The organism is Azospirillum sp. TSO22-1 (assembly GCF_003116015.1).
In the GTDB taxonomy this organism is placed as follows: Bacteria; Pseudomonadota; Alphaproteobacteria; order Azospirillales; family Azospirillaceae; genus Azospirillum.
In genome coordinates this window covers 26465-42477 of record NZ_LGQZ01000004.1, presented here as the reverse complement: position 1 = coordinate 42477, position 16013 = coordinate 26465, and the positions used below count along the sequence as shown (strand labels likewise).

General features: G+C 70.8%; 16 protein-coding genes. 3 read left to right on the top strand and 13 right to left on the bottom strand.

Annotated features, from left to right (window positions below):
* The 4 genes from TSO221_RS01190 to TSO221_RS01175 form a co-directional block, all read right to left on the bottom strand.
* On the bottom strand, positions 1-599 hold a 599-nt coding region (locus tag TSO221_RS01190), incomplete at its 3' end, for a helix-turn-helix transcriptional regulator (protein ID WP_146208666.1).
* Positions 600-732: 133 nt separating this feature from the next.
* Entirely contained in the window at positions 733-3021 is a 2289-nt protein-coding gene (ptsP, locus tag TSO221_RS01185) for a phosphoenolpyruvate--protein phosphotransferase (RefSeq protein ID WP_247877870.1), read from the bottom strand.
* Positions 3022-3221: 200 nt separating this feature from the next.
* The gene (locus TSO221_RS01180; protein ID WP_109116652.1) at positions 3222-4277 is read right to left on the bottom strand and encodes a nitronate monooxygenase; all 1056 of its coding nucleotides are present in this window, start codon (positions 4275-4277) and stop codon (positions 3222-3224) included.
* A 22-nt stretch (positions 4278-4299) separates the two neighbouring features.
* Entirely contained in the window at positions 4300-5535 is a 1236-nt protein-coding gene (locus TSO221_RS01175) for an aspartate kinase (RefSeq protein ID WP_109116651.1), read from the bottom strand.
* A 175-nt stretch (positions 5536-5710) separates the two neighbouring features.
* On the opposite strand from TSO221_RS01175, the gene ubiG reads away from it, so the two are divergent.
* A complete protein-coding gene (gene ubiG / locus TSO221_RS01170) occupies positions 5711-6454 on the top strand; it encodes a bifunctional 2-polyprenyl-6-hydroxyphenol methylase/3-demethylubiquinol 3-O-methyltransferase UbiG (protein ID WP_109116650.1) in 744 nt (247 codons plus the stop codon).
* Complete coding sequence (locus TSO221_RS01165; protein WP_109116649.1) at positions 6451-7287, top strand: hypothetical protein; 837 nt, start codon at positions 6451-6453, stop codon at positions 7285-7287. Before ubiG ends, TSO221_RS01165 begins: the two co-directional genes overlap by 4 nt.
* A 6-nt stretch (positions 7288-7293) precedes the next feature.
* On the opposite strand, the gene TSO221_RS01160 is transcribed toward TSO221_RS01165, so the two are convergent.
* Positions 7294-8202 (bottom strand): LysR family transcriptional regulator, encoded by a 909-nt coding sequence (locus tag TSO221_RS01160; RefSeq protein WP_109116648.1) that lies wholly within the window; start codon positions 8200-8202, stop codon positions 7294-7296.
* Positions 8203-8331: 129 nt separating this feature from the next.
* On the opposite strand from TSO221_RS01160, the gene TSO221_RS01155 reads away from it, so the two are divergent.
* Positions 8332-9225 carry a dienelactone hydrolase family protein gene (locus TSO221_RS01155; protein WP_109116647.1) on the top strand — a complete coding sequence of 298 codons (894 nt, stop codon included), beginning with the start codon at positions 8332-8334 and terminating at the stop codon, positions 9223-9225.
* Positions 9226-9231: 6 nt separating this feature from the next.
* Here TSO221_RS01155 and TSO221_RS01150 read toward each other — a convergent pair whose 3' ends face one another.
* The 8 genes from TSO221_RS01150 to TSO221_RS01115 all read right to left on the bottom strand — a co-directional run bounded on the left by TSO221_RS01150 (position 9232) and on the right by TSO221_RS01115 (position 15976).
* Entirely contained in the window at positions 9232-9774 is a 543-nt protein-coding gene (locus tag TSO221_RS01150; protein ID WP_109116646.1) for a Uma2 family endonuclease, read from the bottom strand.
* Positions 9775-9864: 90 nt separating this feature from the next.
* A complete protein-coding gene (gene ptsN / locus TSO221_RS01145; RefSeq protein WP_109116645.1) occupies positions 9865-10323 on the bottom strand; it encodes a PTS IIA-like nitrogen regulatory protein PtsN in 459 nt (152 codons plus the stop codon).
* 45 nt (positions 10324-10368) lie between these two features.
* Positions 10369-10956, bottom strand: coding sequence for a ribosome-associated translation inhibitor RaiA (gene raiA, locus TSO221_RS01140; RefSeq protein WP_109116644.1), 588 nt, complete (start codon positions 10954-10956; stop codon positions 10369-10371).
* 123 nt (positions 10957-11079) lie between these two features.
* Positions 11080-12627 carry an RNA polymerase factor sigma-54 gene (rpoN, locus tag TSO221_RS01135; protein WP_109116643.1) on the bottom strand — a complete coding sequence of 516 codons (1548 nt, stop codon included), beginning with the start codon at positions 12625-12627 and terminating at the stop codon, positions 11080-11082.
* 16 nt (positions 12628-12643) lie between these two features.
* On the bottom strand, positions 12644-13420 hold the full coding sequence (gene lptB, locus TSO221_RS01130) for an LPS export ABC transporter ATP-binding protein (RefSeq protein ID WP_247877871.1): 777 nt from the start codon (positions 13418-13420) through the stop codon (positions 12644-12646).
* Between the two features lie 51 nt (positions 13421-13471).
* Entirely contained in the window at positions 13472-14341 is an 870-nt protein-coding gene (locus TSO221_RS01125) for an LptA/OstA family protein (protein ID WP_247877869.1), read from the bottom strand.
* Complete coding sequence (lptC, locus tag TSO221_RS01120) at positions 14338-15030, bottom strand: LPS export ABC transporter periplasmic protein LptC (RefSeq protein WP_247877868.1); 693 nt, start codon at positions 15028-15030, stop codon at positions 14338-14340. The genes TSO221_RS01125 and lptC overlap by 4 nt, the downstream gene beginning before the upstream one ends.
* A 19-nt stretch (positions 15031-15049) precedes the next feature.
* On the bottom strand, positions 15050-15976 hold the full coding sequence (locus tag TSO221_RS01115) for a KpsF/GutQ family sugar-phosphate isomerase (protein WP_109116654.1): 927 nt from the start codon (positions 15974-15976) through the stop codon (positions 15050-15052).
* Between the last annotated feature and the right edge of the window lie 37 nt (positions 15977-16013).

Here is a 16013-nt window from a genome sequence, read left to right as displayed (position 1 = left end):
GTGACGACCGGGGCCGGCGGGGCGGGCGGCGCGGACACCGGGGCGGCGGACGGTGCCTCGGCGGTGGTCGCGGTGGGCGGCGTCTGGCTGCCGGAGGTCCAGGGCAGGTTGTCGAGCAGCGACACCAGCCGGTCCGGCAGCACCGGCACCATGTCGGCCACCGAGCGGTCGGTCGCCGAGAGATAGTACCAGGCGCCGTACACGATGCCGGCCACCACCAGCGTGCCGAGCAGCACGGTGCCGCCGGGCACCCGGCCCTCGGCGACCGGAGTGGGGAAGTAGAATTCCTGCTTGCCGCCGCGGCCTGCCGCCTCGTCCTTGTAGCGGCGCAGCACCATCTCCGGGTCGAGGCCGAGGAACTCGGCGTAGGAGCGCAGGAAGCCGGTGGCGTAGGCGGTGCCGGGCAGCTCGTCGTAGCGCCCGTTCTCGATCGCCTGCAGGTACGGGTAGCGGATGCGCAGCATTGAGGCCACGTCGCGCAGCTCGACGCCCAGGCGCTCGCGCGCCTCGCGCAGCGTGGTGCTGACGCTGGCCGGATCGGCGGCGCTGTCCCACCCGGTCGCGGTGGCGGAAGAGGCGGTGTTCTTGCGGTCGGCCATGGGAGGATCTGCCGTGTCGTGCGTGCAGCAGCCGGAAACTGCGTCGGGGGCGTTATACACGCCGTTCGGCCAGGGTCTTAGTAACAAAAGGGTGGCGCGGATGGCAATGCCGATGGACCGCGGTTGACATGAACTAGATCAGCACCCCGTGGTCCTTGGCGAAGGCCTTCAGCTTCGGGCGCAGGCTGTGGTCGGGGCGCTGGAACAGGCCCTGCATGTACTGGCGCAGCGCCGCCACGTCGAGCGAGCGCAGCATCGTCTTCACCGGGCCGACCGACGGCGGCGCCATGGAGAGCGAGCGGAAGCCGATGCCGATCAGCGCCATGGCGTCGAGCGGCCGGCCGGCCATCTCGCCGCAGATCGACAGCGACACGCCGGCCTCGCTGCACGCCTCGACCAGCCGGCGCAGCAGGCACATCATCGGCGGCGACAGCGGGTCGTAGCGGCTGGCGGTGCGCGGGTTGCCGCGGTCCGCGGCGAACACGTACTGCGTCAGGTCGTTCGACCCCACCGACACGAAGTCCACCCGCGGCAGCAGCGCCGGCAGCTGGAACAGCAGCGACGGCACCTCGATCATGGCGCCGACGCGCAGCGTGCTGGGCGGCTCGCGGCCGTGCTCGACCAGGCGCTCCAACTCCAGGTTCAGGATGTTGCGGGCGGCCTCCAGCTCGGCCACCTCGGCGACCATCGGGAACATCACCGACAGCGGCCGGCCGGCCGCCGCGCACAGCAGCGCCCGCAGCTGCTGGCGCAGCAGCGACGGGTGGTCCAGCCCGATGCGGATGGCGCGCCAGCCCAGCGAGGGGTTCTCCTCCTCGCCCGACGACATGTAGGGCAGCATCTTGTCGCCGCCGACGTCCAGCGTGCGGAAGATCACCGGCTTCTCGCCGGCCTCGTCCATGATGCGGGCGTAGAGGTCGGTCTGCACGTCCACCTCGGGGTAGGTGGAGCGCACCATGAACGGGATCTCGGTGCGGTACAGGCCGATGCCCTCGGCGCCGCTGGCGTGCAGGTGCGGCAGATCGATCAGCAGGCCGCAGTTGAGCTGGATCGAGATCGGCACGCCGTCGCGCGTCACCGACGGCAGCGAGCGCGTCTGCGTGTACATCTCCTCGCGCCGGGCGCGGAGGTCCATGCTCTGGGTGAAGGCGTCCTGGATGTCCTCGGCCGGGCGCACGAAGATGGTCGCGTGGTCGCCGTCGACGATCAGCGGGTCGCCCGCCTCGATGCGGTTCAGCGCGTCCGACACCTGGACGACCGGGATGTCCAGCGCGCGCGCCACGATGCAGACGTGGCTCGACGGCGAGCCCTCCTCGACGATGACGCCGCGCAGCCGGCGCTGGTCGTAGTCGAGCAGTTCCGCCGGCCCCAGCGAGCGCGCCACCAGCACCAGGTCGTCCGGCAGGGTGGCGCCGTCGGCCTCCGACTTCTTGCCGGCGAGGTGCAGCAGCAGACGGTTGGTCAGGTCGTCGAGGTCGAGCAGGCGTTCCCGGATGTACGGGTCCGTCAGGTGGCTCATGCGGACGCGGGTGTCGTTCTGCACCTGCTGCACCGCCGCCTCGGCGGTCAGGCCCATGCGGATCGCCTCGCGGATGCGCGACAGCCAGCCGCGGTCCTCGGCGAACATCCGGTAGGTCTCCAGGATGTCGCGCGGCTCGCCCAGGCCGGCCAGCGCCGCGGCGGCCAGCAGGTCGTCGATGGCGCTGTGCATGGCGGTCAGCGCTTCCGACAGGCGCTCCTGCTCCTTGCCCTCGTCCTCGGCGATCATCTGGCGGATGGTCACCTGCGGCCGGTGCACCACCGCCAGGCCCATGGCGAGGCCGGGGTTCAGCGCCACGCCGGACAGGCGGGCCGGCAGCAGCACCGGGTCGCCCTGGTTGGAGATCTCCTGCGCGTTGACCAGCTCGCCGGCGGCGACCAGCTCGGCCACCACCATGGCGATGGTCTGCAGGGTCTCGACCAGCTCCTCGGCGTAGTGGCGGCGCTCCTTGTGCTGCAGCACCAGCACGCCGCGCACCTTGCCGCCGCGCAGGATCGGCACGCCGGCCATCGACTGGAACGGATCCTCGCCGGTCTCCGGACGGTAGGCGAAGCTGGGGTGCGACGGCGCGTCCTCCAGCGCCATGGCGCGGGCGTGCGCGGCGATGTCGCCGACGATGCCCTCGCCGACGCGCAGGCGTGTCTTGTGCACGGCCGACTGGTTGAGGCCCTGGGTGGCGAACAGCTCCAGCACCTCGCCGGCGCGCATGACGTAGCAGGAGCAGACGTCCGCCCGCATCTCGACGGCGATCAGCCCGACGATTTCGTTCAGCCGGTCCTGGCCCGAGCCGCCGCCCGCCATGACGTCGCGCAGGCGCGCGAGCAGGCGCCGGGAATCCGGGCCCTCGTACGCTGCGATCGTCTCCCGCTCGGTCGTGTCCATGGCGCGCTCAATCCCACGCGGGGCTCCCGAATGCAAGAGTCCTATGGATTGTGCTTGGATTGCAAGCGTTACGGGCTATGGGGCGCCGGGTATTGCCCCCACCCTACCCCTCCCCCGCTGTGCAGGGGAGGGAACTCCGCCGTTCTGCCCCCTCCCCTGCGTTAGCGGGGGAGGGATGGGGTGGGGGCAAGTGGGCGGGCTCAGACCGCCGCCGGAACCGCCCGCGCCGCCTCGCTGGGGAAGCGCCAGCCCAGCGCGGTCTCGGCCTGCGTCAGCAGTTCGGAGAAGATCTCGGCGGTGGGCTGCTCGCGGGTGACCATGCCGACGCTCTGGCCGGCCATCAGCGAGCCGTTCTCGACGTCGCCGTCGATCACCGCGCGGCGCAGGGCGCCGGCCCAGAAATGCTCGATCTCCAGCTGTGCCGCCTCGCGGGTCATCGCGCCGTGGTCGACCTTGGCGATCAGGTCGCGCTGCGTCTCCATGAAGCGCTTGGTGCCCTCGTTGGCGAGGGCGCGCACCGGGATGACCGGGAAGCGCGGGTCGATCTGCGTGGAGGGCTGGGCGTCGCGCGCCGCGGCGCGGATGAACGCCTGCTTGAAGTTCGGGTGCGCGATGGACTCCGCCGCGCAGACGAAGCGGGTGCCGAGCTGCACGCCCACCGCCCCGGCCTCCAGCGCCGAGACGATGGCCTCGCCGCGGCCGATGCCGCCGGCCAGAAAGACCGGCACCTCGCGGACCTCCGGCAGGATCTCCTGCGCCAGCACCGAGGTGGCGACCGGGCCGATGTGGCCGCCGGCCTCCGAACCCTCGATGATCAGCGCGTCGATGCCGTGGCGGATCAGCCGCTTGGCGGCGACCAGCGCGGGGGCGAAGGCCATGGCCTTGGCGCCGCCGTCCTTGATGCGCTTGATGACCGGGCCCGACGGCAGGCCGCCGGCGATCACCACGTGGCCCACGCCCTGCTCGCGGCAGGCGTCGACCAGCCGCTCCAGGTCGGGGTGCATGTTGATGAGGTTGACGCCGAACGGCCTGGCCGTCAGCGTGCGCGTCGCCGCGATCTCCTCGGCCAGCCGGTCCGGCCCCATGGAGCCGCAGGCCAGCACGCCGAACCCGCCGGCGTTGGAGATGGCGGAGACGAGGTGGCGCTCCGACACCCAGGTCATCGCGCCGCCCATGATGGCGGTCTCGGTGCCCAGGAAGGCGCAGCCGCGCCGCCAGAGCTGGTTGAGCCGGGCCCGTGCCGGTGATGCGGTCATGACCCGGCCCTCCTCAGGCGTTTCAGGCCGCGTCGAGGCCGTAGACGGTGTGCAGGGCGCGCAGCGCCAGCTCCGCGTACTCCTCGGCGATCAGCACCGAGATCTTGATCTCCGAGGTGGAGATGACCTGGATGTTGATGCCCTTGTCGGCCAGCGCGCTGAACATGCGCTGCGCGACGCCGGCGTGGCTGCGCATGCCGACGCCGATCACCGACACCTTCACCACGTTGGCGTCCGACACCAGGCGCTGGTAGTTCAGCGTGCCCTGGGCGTCCTCCAGCACCTTGACGGCGCGGGCGATGTCCGCCTTGCCCACGGTGAAGGTCAGGTCGGTGGACTTGCCGTCCTCCGACACGTTCTGGACGATCATGTCCACGTTGACCGCGGCGTCGGTCAGCGGGCCGAAGATGGCGGCCGCCACGCCCGGCCGGTCGGCCACGCCGACCAGCGTGATCTTCGCCTCGTCGCGGCTGTAGGCGATGCCGCTCACAACTTCCTTTTCCACGATCTCGTCCTCGTCCACAACCAGGGTTCCGGGCAACGCGCTGCCGGGCGCTTCCTCGAAGCTCGAGAGCACCTGCACGCGCACACGATGGTTCATCGCCATCTCGACCGAGCGGGTCTGCAGGACCTTGGCGCCCTGCGAGGCCATCTCCAGCATCTCCTCGTAGGTGATCCTGTCGAGCTTCCTGGCCTTCGACACGATGCGCGGGTCGGTGGTGTAGACGCCGTCCACGTCGGTGTAGATGTCGCAGCGATCGGCCTTCAGCGCCGCCGCCAGCGCCACCGCCGAGGTGTCGGAGCCGCCGCGGCCCAGCGTCGTGACGCGCCCGTTGGCGGCGACGCCCTGGAAGCCGGCGACCACCGCGACCTCGCCCTCGGCCATGCGCTGCTCGACCTCGGTGGTGTCGATCGAGACGATGCGGGCCTTGGAGTGCGTGTCGTCGGTGCGGATCGGCAGCTGCCAGCCGTGCCAGGAGCGCGCCGGGATGCCGATCGACTGCAGCGCGATGGCCAGCAGGCCGGTGGTCACCTGTTCGCCGGTGGCGACGACGGCGTCGTACTCGCGCGCGTCGTGCAGCTTGTCGATGTCGTTGCAGTATTTCACGAGCTGGTTGGTGACGCCGGACATCGCCGACACCACGACGGCCACCTGGTGGCCCGCCTTGACCTCCTGCTCGACCTTGCGGGCGACATTCTTGATCCGGTCGATGTCGCCGACCGACGTGCCGCCGAACTTGAGGACGATCCGCGCCATAAATCACACCACATCTTGACGCCGACGCCCAAGGCGCGGCATGCCGATCTCCCCGCTCCACCGTTGCCGGCGCGGGGCGGCGTATCCATACTCCGTTCGGGCGGGGCGAGGCAAGGTCGCCCAGCACATGTTTTGCTGCGTAAGCACAAAGAACACAGGCAGAGGACACACAGTGATGAACGCGACCGCCGGCACCGTCGATTCGGACGAGATCGCCCGCTTCTCGGCCATGGCCGCCGAATGGTGGGACCCGGCGGGCAAGTTCCGGCCGCTGCACAAGTTCAATCCCACGCGCCTTGCCTACATCCGCGACACCGTCTGCCGCCGCCTGGGCCGCAACCCGGACACCGCGCGGGCGCTGGAGGGGCTGAGCGTGGTCGACATCGGCTGCGGCGGCGGCCTGCTGGCCGAGCCGATCGCCCGCATGGGCGCGGACGTGCTGGGCGTCGACGCCTCCGAGCGCAACGTCGGGACGGCCGCGGCGCACGCCGCCGAGACCGGCACGGCCGTCGAGTACCGCGCCGCCACCGCCGAGGCCCTGGTCGCCGAGGGCCGGACCTTCGACGTGGTGCTGGCCATGGAGGTGCTGGAGCACGTCGCCGACGTCGACCTGTTCCTGAAGTCCTGCGCCGCCCTGATGAAGCCGGACGGCGTGCTGTTCTTCGCGACGCTGAACCGCACCGCCAAGGCGTACGCGCTGGCCGTCGTCGGGGCGGAGTACGTCCTGCGCTGGCTGCCGCGCGGCACGCACGACTGGCGCAAGTTCCTGCGCCCTTCCGAGATCGCCCGCGGCGTCCGCGCCCACGGGCTGGCGGTGAAGGACCTGACGGGGATGGCGTACAACCCCATCGCCGACAGCTGGCGCCTTGCCCCGCGCGACCTGGATGTGAACTACATGGGCTGGGCCGCGAAGGCGTGATCCCGGGGGAATACGCCCTGGTCCTCGCAGCGGCCGTCGCGCATGCGGGGTGGAACGCGCTGCTGAAGGCGTCCGGCGACCGGCTGCTGTCGCTGGCGGCGATCCGGCTGGTCGGGCTGCTGCTCGGGGCGGGGGCGTTGCTGGTCGTGCCGATGCCGGCGCCGGGCAGTTGGGGGCTGCTGGTGGCGGCTGCGGCAGCACACTTCCTGTACTTCTGGTTCCTGCTCAACGCCTACCGGGTCGGCGACCTCAGCGTCGTGCACCCGGTGTCGCGCGGGCTGGCGCCGCTGCTGCTGGCCATCGCCGCGTGGCTGGCGGTGGGCGAAGCGCTGAGCCCGGCGCACATGCTGGGCGTGGCGGCGATCTCCGGCGGCATCGGCGTGCTGGCGTTCCGCGGCGGCGCCAGCCGGGCGGCGCTGGCCTTCGCGGTCGGCACCGGCGTCACGGTGGCGGTGTACAGCTTCCTCGGCGCGCTCGGCGTACGCGCGGCGGGCACGGTGGTCGGCTTCCAGGCGTGTCTGGAAATCCTCACCGGCGTCGGCGTGCTGGCGTTCGCGGCCGTACGCCGGCCGGCGGCGTCGTTGCGGGCGTACGCGCGTACGCAGGGTGCGGTGGGGCTGAGCGCCGGCGTGCTGTCGGTGTGCGGCTATACGGCCTATCTGCTGGCCGTGGCGGCGCTGCCGATGGCGGCGGTCTCGGCGCTGCGCGAAAGCAGCGTGCTGTTCGCCGCGCTGATCGGGACGGTGCTCTACAAGGAGGGCTTCGGCCGGCGCCGCGCGCTGGCGGCGGCGCTGGTCACCGGCGGAATCGTCGTGCTGGGCGTCGCCCGGTAGGCGGGCTCAGCACGCCTCCGACCACGGGTCGCGGCGCAGCGACGTCGTCACGGCGCGCTGGAAACGCCGGGCGTGCGGCGACGCGGCGCCCTGGCGGGGCAGCACGAACGCCGTGTGGTACTCCATCTCCGGCTCGAAGCGCAGCAGCGCGAGCCGCGGGTCGTCGCGGTCGGCCAGCGACAGCGGGTTCATCAGCGTCACGCCGAGCCCGACGCACACCAGTTCCAGCGCGACGATGGCGCTCGACGCCTCGGCCACGATGCGCCGGGCGACGCCGGCCTCGGCGAACAAGGCGTCCAGGCGGGCCCGCATGGAGTGGCGGCGGGTCAGCGCGATGAACGGCACGTCCGCCAGGTCGCGCGGCTCCACCACGGAGCGGGCGGCCAGCGGGTGCCCGGCCGGCAGCACGCAGGCCATGCGCGAGCGGCGGAACGGTTCGAGCCGGATGCCGGCGTGCAGCGGCGAGGAGTCGGTGAGGCCCAGGTCGGCCCGCCCTTCCGCCACCAGTGACACCACCTCGCCGGACAGCGCGATGTCCACCTGCGTGGTCACCGCAGGATGGGCGGCGGCGAAGCGCACCAGCGCCGCTGGCACCAGCGACAGCGCGAAGGCGGGCGGCACCGCGAGCACCAGACGCTGCCCCGTCGCCGCGTCCATGCCTGCCGCCACGCGGTCGAGCGCGGCGAAGACCCCGTCCAGTTCGCGGTCCACGGCCAGGGCCTCGGCGGTGGGGCGGATCTCGCGGCCGGCCCGCTCGAACAGCGGCACGCCGAGCCTCGCCTCCAGCTGTGCCAGCGCCCGGCTGACCGAGGACTGCGAGCGGCCGAGGCGCCGCGCCGCGTTCGCCGTGGTGCCGTCGGCGATGGTGGCGCGCAGGGCTTCCAGTTCGACCAGGGTCGGGCGTCGGCTGCGCATCGGCGGTTCCCGGCTGTCGGCGGTTCGATCAATAACATAACTGCATTGTTTGTTCCGTTGTCCATGCGCTTTGCGCACGCGAAGCTGTCCGGACCCGCGCTGGTGCGGGGCGGTGCCGGGGAGGGGACGATGGGAACGCGGTGCGTGGTGGGTGCAATGGCGCTGGCGCTGACGATGGTTGGCGCCGCGGGCGCGCAGGAAATCAAGGGCAGTGTGCTGGAACCCTCGCCGGCCAATCTGGCGCGCACCTGGGACGGGGCCAACGTCGTGCTGCCGGCGGCGCTGGCCGGTGGTGCGCTGTGGCAGGGACGGCTGCGCGACATGCCTGCGGCTGCCGGGCGGAGCCCGGATGCGATGGCCGGGCGGAGCCCGGATGCAACGGTCGTGCGGAGCCCGGATGCAACGGTCGTGCGGAGCCCGGTCGTGGTGGTGATGCACGGGTCCAGCGGCGTCGCCGGCTTCATCAAGGACTATCAGGTCTGGCTGGCGGTGGTGCTGGGGCTGCCGTCGGTGGCGCCGGACAGCATGGCGATCCCCGACCGCCTGACCTACACCTCGCCGGTCGGCAAGGACGTCTACGAGCGGGTACACGACCTCCGCCTCGCCGAGCTGCGGCACGCCTTGGCGCAGGTGGCGACGCTGCCCTGGGCCGACCCCGAGCGCGTCGGCATCGTCGGCACCAGTGAGGGCGCGGTGCCGGTGGCGCGCCTGCCCGAGGCCGGGCCGGCGGCGCGCATCGTCTACTCCTGGTCGTGCGAGACCAATTACTTCGTCGAGGAGCCGCGCACGGCGATCCCGCGCGAGACGCCGGTGCTCAGCGTGATCGCCAGCCGCGACCCGTACTTCTCGCCGGACAACCCGTGGAACACGGCGTACGCCGTCAAGGGCCACTGCGCCGAGGCGCTGAAGACGCACGCCGGCGCCGCGGTGCTGCTGTTGGCCTCCGACAAGCACACGGTGATGAACACGCCGGAGGCGCGCGACGCCGCCAGGGCGTTCCTGGCGCGCACGCTGAAGCCGTGAGGAGGGTCAGGCGTAGAGGTCGTCCAGTGCGACCGTCACGCCGACGCTTTCGAACGAGACCTCGCCTTCGGTGACGGTCTCGTGCGTCCATTCGACGCCGTTGCGGCGATAGATGTCGACGCAGCGGCCGTCCTGCGCGATGAGCGCAAATTCGCGGAGGCTGGGAATCATCTGGTAGTGCGCGCGCTTCTCGCGCCGGTCGATGGCTTCGGTCGATTCCGACAGCACCTCGACAATGAGCGAGGGCGCGTGGACGATGTATGGATCGTCGTCCTTGGGATCGCAGGTGACCACGAGGTCCGGGTAATAGAAGGCATTTGCCAGATCGACCCGAACCTTGACGTTCTCCGTGTAGCTCTCGCACCCGTGGCGGCGGATCGAGGGCCGAAGGGCGGCGGACAGGTTCTGCGTGATGACGTTGTGCCGACGGCTCGTGCCCACCATGGCGTACACTTCGCCGTTGACGTACTCGTGCCGTACGTCGGCCGTACGCTCGAACGTCAGGTACTCTTCGGAAGAGATCCAGGGCTTCAGCACGGCGGTCTGCATGCGGTAAGTGTACCGCAATACAGATTGTGTCGCCATGCGGAGTTCGCCAGCGCGGGTGCGGGGAGGCCGGAGCCTCCCCATCCCTTACGTTCACGCCGCGTGACTGGTTTCCTGCTGGGTGAGCAGGGCGTAGATGGCGTCCGCGCTGTCGGAACCGCGCAGCTTCTCGCACATGCCCTGGTCGCGCAGCAGGCGCGACACGCGGGCCAGCGCCTTCAGATGGTCGGCGCCGGCGTGCTCGGGGGCGAGCAGCAGGAAGATCAGATCCACCGGCTGTTCGTCGATCGCGTCGAAGTCGATCGGCCGCTCGAGGCGGGCGAAGACGCCGTGGACGCGCTCCAGGCCGGGCAGCTTGCCGTGCGGGATGGCGATGCCATGCCCGACGCCGGTGGTGCCCAGCCGTTCGCGCTCCAGAAGGACGTCGAAGACCGCCCGCTCGTGCTGGCCGGTCAGCTCCGCGGCCCGTCGCGCCATGTCCTGCAGGGCCTGCTTCTTCGAGCCGGCCTTCAGGTTGGCGAGGATGGCCTGCGGGATGATGAGGTCGTGCATGACCTTTGACCCGTGCCTGGGGAACCGGAGACCAGCGGCCCTGACTCAGGCGCCGGCCTTCTCCAGGGCCGGATCGACCCAGCCGACGTTGCCGTCGACGCGGCGGTAGACCATGTTCAGGCCGCCGTTGGCGCGGTTGCGGAACATCAGGGCCGGCGCCTCGGCCAGCTCCATGCGCATCACCGCCTCGCTGACGGTCAGCGTGTCGATGTGCGTGGTCATGTCGGCGATGACGATCGGGGCGGCCTTCTCGGGCACCGGCTCGTCGTGGTGCTCGGGCTCGGCCTCGATCACCTGGTAGCGGGCGGGGATCAGCTCCTCGCCGCCGTTCTCGGCGGTGTGGTGGCCGCGCAGGCGGTCCTTGTAGCGGCGCAGGCGCTTGTGCAGCTTCTCGCACGCGGTGTCGAAGGACGGGTACGGCTCGGTGGCCTCCGCAACGCTCTGCAGCACGATGCCGCGGCCGACGCGGACCTGGATGTCGGCCTTGAAGAGGTGGGCGTCGCGCGAGAAGACGACGGTCGCCTCCATCGGCTTGGTGAAGTACCTGCCGACGATGGTATTCAGGTTCTCAGCGACGTGCGTGCGCAGGGCATCGCCCACGTCAAGCTGCTTGCCTTTGACGGTCAGTTGCATCTTGGGGAGTTTCCGAGTTTTTGCCCGCAAGGGACTATGTTGGCGGCGCGCCGCCGCGTGCGGACGGGGACCATAGTCGGGGTCGTCCGGGCTGTCAACGAAACGCGAAACCGCGCATTCGCGCTACATGCGTGACATCTTGGCACGGCGACGCTGCACCGACGACGGGATCCGCATGGCCTCACGATACTTCGCAACCGTGCGGCGTGCAATGTCGATCCCCTCCTTCTGCAGGATCTCGACGATCTTGTCGTCGGACAGCACGTCGTCCGCTGGCTCGGCGTCGATCATCACCTTGATGCGGTGGCGCACCGCCTCGGCGGAATGCGCGGCGGCGCCGTCGGCGCCCTGGATGGCCGAGGTGAAGAAGTACTTCAGCTCGAACACGCCGCGCGGCGTCGCCATGAACTTGTTGGTGGTGACGCGGCTCACCGTGCTCTCGTGCATGCCGATGGCCTCGGCGATGTCGCGCAGGATCAGCGGGCGCAGGTGCGAGACGCCGTGGATGAAGAAGGCGTCCTGCTGCCGCACGATCTCCGTCGCCACCTTGAGGATGGTGGTGGCGCGCTGGTGCAGCGACTTCACCAGCCAGTTGGCCGAATGGAAGCGCTCGGTGATGTATTCCTTGTCGGCCTTGGTCTTGGCGGTGCCGGAGACGCGCGAGAAGTAGCGCTGGTTGACCAGCACCCGCGGCAGCGTGTCGGGGTTCAGGTCGATGATCCAGCCGCCGCCGGGGTTGGCGCGCATCAGGATGTCGGGGGTGACCAGCTGCGCCGGCGTGTGATCGAAGGCCAGCGCCGGCTTGGGGTTCAGCTTGCGGATCTCGGCCAGCATGTCCGAGATGTCCTCGGCATCGACGCCGCAGACCTTGATCAGCGCGTTCAGGTTGCGCGCCGCCAGAAGCTCCAGGTTGTCGAGCATCGCCTGCATGGCCGGGTCCAGGCGGTTCTTCTCGCGCAGCTGGATCGCCAGGCATTCCTTCAGCGAGCGCGCGAAGATGCCCGGCGGGTCGAAGCGCTGCACGGCGGCCAGAACGCGTTCCACGTGCTCCGGCGTCGTGCCCAGCTGCTCGGCCAGCGCCTCCAGGTCGGCGCTCAGCCAGCCGGCCTCGTCCAGCGTGTCGATCAGCGCCAGCCCGATCAGCCGGTCGGCCGGGTCGGGCAGGTCGACGTTGAGCTGCTCGATCAGATGGTCGCGCAGGCTCTTGTCGCCGGACAGCCGCGCCTCGAAGTTGCCGTCGTCGTCCTCGAAGCCGCGCCCGCCGCGCTCGTTCCACTGGCCGTAGACGTCGGCCGAGCCGTCGGCGCCGTCGGAGAAGCGGTCGTCGGCGTAGTCGTTCTCGAAATCGGTGTCGAGCGGCGCGTCGGAGGCCGAGCCCATGGTCTCCGAGCTGGTCATCTCCACCGTGTCGCGGGTCCGGCCGTCCGGCGGCAGCGCCGCGGCCTCGGCCTCGCGCGGGTCGACGTCCGGCTCGGGGCGGGATTCGGCGGCTTCGGCGGCCGGGCGCTCGCCGTCGTCGCGCTCGAGCAGGGGGTTCTGCTCGATCTCGCGGTCGACGAACTCGGACAGTTCCACGTTCGACAGCTGCAGCAGCTTGATGGCCTGCTGCAACTGGGGCGTCATCACCAGGGTCTGGGCCTGGCGGAGGTCGAGACGTTGTGAGAGCGCCATGGAGGATCGAGGGGACCTAGAGGCTGAACCGATCGCCGAGGTAGACCCGGCGCACGTCCTCGTGCGCCACGATCTCCGCCGGCTCGCCCTCCATTAGTACCACACCATCGTGCAAAATGTATGCCCGATCGACGAGGTCCAACGTTTCTCTGACGTTGTGGTCGGTGATCAGCACGCCGATGCCGCGGTCGCGCAGGTGGCTGACCAGCTCGCGGATGTCGCCCACGGCGATCGGGTCGATGCCGGCCAGCGGCTCGTCGAGCAGGATGAAATGCGGCTGCGAGGCCAGCGCGCGGGCGATCTCGACGCGCCGCCGCTCGCCGCCCGACAGCGCCAGCGCCGGGGCGCGGCGCAGGTGGGTGATGGAGAACTCGGCCAGCAGCTCGTCCAGCATCGCCTCGCGAGCGTCGCGGTTCGGCTCGACCACCTCCAGCACGGCGCGGATGTTGTTCTCCACCGACAGGCCGCGGAAGATCGAGGCCTCCTGCGGCAGGTAGCCGATGCCCAGCCGGGCGCGCCGGTACATCGGCAGCGCCGTGATGTCCTGCCCATCCAGCAGGATGGTGCCGACGTCGGCGGTGATCAGTCCGGTGATCATGTAGAAGCAGGTGGTCTTGCCCGCCCCGTTGGGGCCGAGCAGGCCGACCGCCTCGCCGCGCTGCACGCTGACCGAGACGTCGCGCACCACCGGGCGCTTCTTGAAGGTCTTGCCGAGGTTGCGCGCGACCAGCCCGTCCTGGGGCACCGCCGATTCGGCGGTGCCGTGGCCGGCGCGGGGGGCGGGGGGGTGCATATCGCTTCGGGCGTCCACGTCGACCGCCATGGGATGCGTGATCCGTTGCCTTTAACGGGTCTTGGCGGGAGCCGTACCCGGGGAGTTGCTGGCCTGCACGTCGCCGGGGATCAGCAGGCCCTTGACCCGGCCGCCGGAGGCCGGGCCGGCGATGACGCGGTTGACCTTGGTGGCCATGTTCATCTCCGCGGCGTCGCCGTTCAGCTGGTTGTCGCCGCGGGTGATGCGCACCGTGCCCAGAAGCACGGCCGTGTTGTCCGGCACCGAGTACACCAGCTTGTCCGAGCGCGCCACATCGGTCGGCGTGGTCACCACCACGCTGCCGGAGCCGTCGATGCGGTTCATCGCGGTCTTGCCGTCCGGCCCCTTGGCGAACTGGCCGATCAGCACGTCGGCGCGCAGGCGCCGGTCGGTGCGCACCGCCACCGCCTCGCCGCGCGCCACCGCGAAGCCCTGGCCCTCGTAGTATTCCAGCGTGTCGCGGGCGGTGACGACGTCGGTCGGCGTGATCAGCTTGAGGTCCTTGCCGGTGACCACCGCCACCTTGCGGTCCATGTCGTAGACCAGCTTGTCGCCGTAGACCTGCTGGGTCGGGCCGATCAGGCGCACGTTGCCCTCCGAGGTGATCTGGAACACCTCGTTGCCCTTGCCGGGGCCGCCCTCGCGGTAGTAGGCGGTCAGCACGTCGCCGTACAGCGTGGTCTCGCCGCGCTTGGCGGAGGCGTTGCCGCGCGCCACGTAGGCCTTGACGTCCTGGTGCCACTCGATCGCCTGGTCGGCGTTGATGTCGGTCGGCTGGCCGCCGGGGCCGCCGGGCAGGGTCTGCGCCGCGGCCGGCAGCGCCGCCAGGGTCAGGCCGGCGGCGAGGCCCGCCACGAGCCTGGCGGCGAGCCCGGCAGCGAGAAGGTGGGAGCGGATCACTTCTTCCTCCCCGCCGTCTCGGCGGACTGGACGCTGGCGTTGGACGAGTTGAGGAACACCATCGTCCGGCCGCGCTCGCTCATGCGGAAGCCCTCGGCCAGCACGACGCCCTGCGGGCCCTGGCTCTCGACGTGGACGTCGCCCCAGGCGGTGCCCTTGCGGATCTCGGAGTAGGCTTCCTCGGTGGTGAACTCGCTGCCGTCGTCGCGCATCACGCGGACGGATCCCCGCATCTTCAGGATGCCGGTGTTCTGGTCGTACCAGCCGCGCTCCGAGCGCATGGTCACCCAGGTGCCGGCGGTCTCGGTCATCTCCGCCACGGGCTTGTCGAGGACGACGATGCCCGGCTGGTCGGTGGACTGTTCGGCCCGCACCGCGGTCAGCGAGAAAGGCTGGTTCTTCTCGTCCGCGCTGAAGTAGCGCGGGTTGATCATCTCCAGCTGGCCCTTGTCGGCGGTCAGGCGCGGCTTGGGGATCTCGTTCAGCGTCGGCCACGCGGCGATCAGCGCCACCGCGGCCAGCGCCACCGCCGGCAGCGTCAGCTTCATGGCCGTGACGATGCGGCTGTAGGAGCGGCTGACCGGGCGGGTGACGCGGCGGCGATGCACGTCGGACACCACGGCCACGCGCTCGCGCGGCGCGGTGGCGGTGGTCTTGCGGTCTTCGCGGATGAGGTCGTCAGCCTGCATGCCCGGATCCTTCCGTTCCTCAGGCCGCGCCGACGCGCAGGCAATCGTGGATGTGCACGATTCCCAGCGGCCGGCCGGAGTTGGTGTCGGCATCGACCACGAACAGCGTGGTGATCGATTTCTCGTTCATGATGCGCAGCGCCTCGGCGACCAGCGCCTTGGGGCGAATCGTCTTCGGTCCCGCAGACATGATGACGCGGGCCTGCTGCGCCAAGAGGTCGGGGTCGAGATGGCGGCGCAGATCGCCGTCGGTGATGATGCCGGTCAGCCGCCCGTCCTCGCCCACCACGCCGACGCAGCCCAGACGCTTGGCCGTCATCTCCAGGATGACCTCGCTGAACGGCGTGTCCTCGCGGCACAGCGGCATGGCCTCGCCGGCATGCATGACGTCGGTGACCTTGAGCAGCGCGCGGCCGAGCTGGCCGCCCGGGTGCATCTCGCGGAAGTCGGAGGCCGAGAAGCCGCGCCGCTCCATCAGCGCGATGGCGATGGCGTCGCCCAGCGCCAGCATCATGGTGGTGGACGTGGTCGGCGCCAGACCCAGCGGGCAGGCCTCGGGCGCGGCCGGCAGCACCAGCGCGACATCCGACTGCTCGGCCAGCGGCGAGGCGGCGCGGCGCGTGATGCCGATCAGCGTGATGCCGAAGCGGCGGGTGTAGGCGATGATGTCGCTGAGCTCCGCCGTCTCGCCGGAGTTGGACAACGCGATGACGGCGTCCTGCCGGGTGATCATGCCGAGGTCGCCGTGGCTGGCCTCGCCGGGGTGGACGAACAGCGCCGGGGTGCCGGTGGAGGCCATGGTGGCGGCGATCTTGCGCGCGACGTGGCCGCTCTTGCCCATGCCGCTGACGACGACTCGGCCGGTGACGCCGGCCAGCAGCTCGATGGCCTGGGTGAAGGCGCCGTCCAGGCTGTCGGCCAGGGTCTCCAGCGCCTCCGCCTCCATGCGCAGCACGCGCGCGGCGCTGGTGCAGTCGCGGTCC

What these genes read in the sequence shown, in the direction of transcription:
- ptsN (WP_109116645.1), bottom strand. Translation starts at nt 10,323, where the DNA reads ATGCACGACCTCATCATCCCGCAGGCCATCCTCGCCAACCTGAAGGCC.
- ptsP (WP_247877870.1), bottom strand. Translation starts at nt 3,021, where the DNA reads ATGGACACGACCGAGCGGGAGACGATCGCAGCGTACGAGGGCCCGGAT.
- lptC (WP_247877868.1), bottom strand. Translation starts at nt 15,030, where the DNA reads ATGCAGGCTGACGACCTCATCCGCGAAGACCGCAAGACCACCGCCACC.
- TSO221_RS01160 (WP_109116648.1), bottom strand. Translation starts at nt 8,202, where the DNA reads ATGCGCAGCCGACGCCCGACCCTGGTCGAACTGGAAGCCCTGCGCGCC.
- raiA (WP_109116644.1), bottom strand. Translation starts at nt 10,956, where the DNA reads ATGCAACTGACCGTCAAAGGCAAGCAGCTTGACGTGGGCGATGCCCTG.
- ubiG (WP_109116650.1), top strand. Translation starts at nt 5,711, where the DNA reads ATGAACGCGACCGCCGGCACCGTCGATTCGGACGAGATCGCCCGCTTC.
- rpoN (WP_109116643.1), bottom strand. Translation starts at nt 12,627, where the DNA reads ATGGCGCTCTCACAACGTCTCGACCTCCGCCAGGCCCAGACCCTGGTG.
- TSO221_RS01175 (WP_109116651.1), bottom strand. Translation starts at nt 5,535, where the DNA reads ATGGCGCGGATCGTCCTCAAGTTCGGCGGCACGTCGGTCGGCGACATC.
- TSO221_RS01155 (WP_109116647.1), top strand. Translation starts at nt 8,332, where the DNA reads ATGGGAACGCGGTGCGTGGTGGGTGCAATGGCGCTGGCGCTGACGATG.
- TSO221_RS01115 (WP_109116654.1), bottom strand. Translation starts at nt 15,976, where the DNA reads ATGGAGGCGGAGGCGCTGGAGACCCTGGCCGACAGCCTGGACGGCGCC.
- TSO221_RS01180 (WP_109116652.1), bottom strand. Translation starts at nt 4,277, where the DNA reads ATGACCGCATCACCGGCACGGGCCCGGCTCAACCAGCTCTGGCGGCGC.
- lptB (WP_247877871.1), bottom strand. Translation starts at nt 13,420, where the DNA reads ATGCACCCCCCCGCCCCCCGCGCCGGCCACGGCACCGCCGAATCGGCG.
- TSO221_RS01150 (WP_109116646.1), bottom strand. Translation starts at nt 9,774, where the DNA reads ATGCAGACCGCCGTGCTGAAGCCCTGGATCTCTTCCGAAGAGTACCTG.